Genomic DNA, 2,669 nt, shown 5'->3' on the forward strand with positions numbered 1-2,669 from the left:
GGGGCCGGGAGGGGGATCCCCCTCCCGGCCCCTCGTGTGTGTGCGCGTGTTCAGCAGCAGCGCGACCCCGGGTCGGTGTCGCCCCGGTCCACGTGCTGGCGCCAGAAGGCGCGCTCGCTCATGGGCTCCTGCCCGGGGTGCGTGCGCCGGTGGTGGTCGAGGTAGATCTCGTAGGCGCGCTCACCGGCCACGCCGCGGACGATCTGCCACGCCTCGCGCAGGCCCCGCAGCAGGGCGGGGCCCAGCCGCGCGCGTACCCGCTCCATGGGCTACTCCTCCCTGCGCGCGGTGACGTCGCCCTCCCCCGCCGGGGCCAGTCGGCGGGCGTGCTCACGCTCCTCGCGGGTGGGCACCAGCCCCGAGGGGGCCCACAGCCGGGACGTCTCGTGGGGCGCCTCGCTGGTGGGCAGCGTGCCCTCCGGCGCCCGCAGCGCCCTGATCCACACCCGGACCGAGTCGACCAGGATGATGAGGACCAGGATCGCGAACAGCGCCGACAGGACGCCGTTGACGGTGGTGTTGAGCACGACCCTCTGCATGTCCTCCACGCCCTGGATGGCGCCCACGCTCGTCTCCCCCGCGGCCAGGGCCTCGGAGAACTGCTGGCGCTGGGCGAAGAACCCGATGGCGGGGTCGGAGGAGAAGATCTTCTGGTAGCTGGCGGTCAGCGTGACCGCCGCGTCCCAGGCCAGCGGCACCAGGGTCACCCAGGCGTACTTGGCGCGTCCGGACTTGATGATCAGCGTGGTGCACACCGCCAGGGCGATCGCCGCCAGGAGCTGGTTGGCGATGCCGAACAGCGGGAAGAGCTGGTTGATGCCGCCCAGGGGGTCGTTGACCCCGGCCCACAGGAAGTAGCCCCACGCCCCCACGATCAGGGCGCTGCACAGCCAGGCGCCCGGGCGCCAGCTGGGGTCGCGCATGGGCTTGTAGACGTTGCCCAGGGTGTCCTGGAGCATGAAGCGGCCCACCCGGGTGCCCGCGTCCACGGTGGTGAGGATGAACAGCGCCTCGAACATGACGGCGAAGTGGTACCAGAACGCCATCATGGCCTGGCCGCCGAAGACCGCGGAGAAGATCTGCGCGGCGCCCAGGGCGAACGTGGGGGCCCCGCCGGTGCGGGCCAGGATCGACTCCTCGCCGATCAGCTCGGCGGTGCGCTCCAGGGTCTGGGCGTCGACGGTGAAGCCGAGCTGGCTGACCGCCGCGGCGGCGCTCTGGACGGTGTCGCCCAGCGCGGTGGCGGGCATGTTCATGGCGAAGTACACGCCGGGGTCGATGATGCAGGCGGTGATCAGCGCCATGATCGCCACGAACGACTCCGTGAGCATGGAGCCGTAGCCGATCATCCGGACCTGGCTCTCCTTCTCGATGAGCTTGGGCGTGGTGCCCGAGGAGATCAGCGCGTGGAAGCCCGACAGGGCGCCGCAGGCGATCGTGATGAACACGAACGGGAACAGCGACCCGGCGAAGACCGGCCCCTCGCCGTTGAAGGCGAAGTCGGTGAAGCGCGGCAGCCGCAGGTCGGGGGCGACGATGAGGATGGAGGCGGCCAGGAGCACGACCACGCCCACCTTCATGAAGGTGGACAGGTAGTCGCGGGGGGCCAGCAGCAGCCAGACCGGCAGGACCGAGGCGACGAAGCCGTAGACGATCAGGCCGAAGGTGAGCTCGTTCTTGCTGAAGAGGAAGAGCTCGCTCAGCACGGCGTGCTCGGCCACCCAGCCGCCGCCCACGATGGACAGCAGCAGCAGGACGACGCCGATGGCGGAGGTCTCGATGACCTTGCCGGGTCTGAGGAACCTGAGGTAGACGCCCATGAACAGGGCGATCGGGACCGTCATGATGAGCGAGAACGAGCCCCAGGGGGACTCGGCCAGCGCGTTGACCACGACCATGGCCAGGACGGCCAGCAGGATGATCATGATCGCCATGACGGCGACGAGGGCGGCGACGCCGCCCACCGGGCCGATCTCCTCGCGCGCCATCTGGCCCAGGGAGCGGCCGTTGCGGCGGGTGGAGAAGAACAGCACCACCATGTCCTGGACGGCGCCGGCGAAGATCACGCCGACGATGATCCAGATGGTGCCCGGCAGGAAGCCCATCTGTGCGGCCAGCACGGGGCCCACGAGCGGACCGGCGCCCGCGATGGCGGCGAAGTGGTGGCCGAACAGCACCCGGCGGTCGGTGGGGTGGTAGTCGGCGCCGTTGTCGAGCCGCTCGGCCGGGGTGGCCCGCGTGTCGTCGGTGATCAGCACCTTGTACTGGATGAACCGGGCGTAGAAGCGGTAGCCGATGGCGTAGGAGGCCAGGGCGGCGAAGACCAGCCAGGCGGCGGAGACCTCCTCTCCGCGGCCGATGGCGATCATGCCCCAGGCGACGGCGCCGACGAGGGCGACGGCGGTCCAGACGGCGATGCTGCGGGGCGTCCACCGCGGCCGGGGGGACCCGGCCTCCGCTGGGCCGCGGGTCGGGACAGAGGACATCCGTTCCTTCTCTCTTCGTGGCTTCGGGGCTCCGGTCGGGTCGGGGACCGCCGGACGCCTGTCACTCAGGGCCAGCTGTTTGTAACAAGCATCACAAAGGAATCGTTTTTATCACATAGGCCGCACCACGGGAACTTTTCGGAGGAGGTGCGGCCCAGCGGTCGTCCCCGGCCCCGGACATGC

The 2,669-nt window shown here is 70.4% G+C and carries 2 protein-coding genes; both read right to left on the reverse strand.

The window, feature by feature from the left end; genetic code table 11:
• Positions 1-50: 50 nt before the first annotated feature.
• The gene (locus DQW06_RS25510) at positions 51-266 is read right to left on the reverse strand and encodes a YbdD/YjiX family protein (RefSeq protein ID WP_013152973.1); all 216 of its coding nucleotides are present in this window, start codon (positions 264-266) and stop codon (positions 51-53) included.
• 3 nt (positions 267-269) lie between these two features.
• Positions 270-2,486, reverse strand: a complete 2,217-nt coding sequence (locus DQW06_RS25515; protein ID WP_013152972.1) for a carbon starvation CstA family protein — start codon at positions 2,484-2,486, stop codon at positions 270-272.
• Positions 2,487-2,669: the final 183 nt, after the last annotated feature.

Origin of the sequence: Nocardiopsis sp. TNDT3, from assembly GCF_003427465.1 — a bacterium.
GTDB classification, from domain to species: domain Bacteria; phylum Actinomycetota; class Actinomycetes; order Streptosporangiales; family Streptosporangiaceae; genus Nocardiopsis; species Nocardiopsis dassonvillei.

What these genes read in the sequence shown, in the direction of transcription:
- DQW06_RS25510 (WP_013152973.1), bottom strand. Translation starts at nt 266, where the DNA reads ATGGAGCGGGTACGCGCGCGGCTGGGCCCCGCCCTGCTGCGGGGCCTG.
- DQW06_RS25515 (WP_013152972.1), bottom strand. Translation starts at nt 2,486, where the DNA reads ATGTCCTCTGTCCCGACCCGCGGCCCAGCGGAGGCCGGGTCCCCCCGG.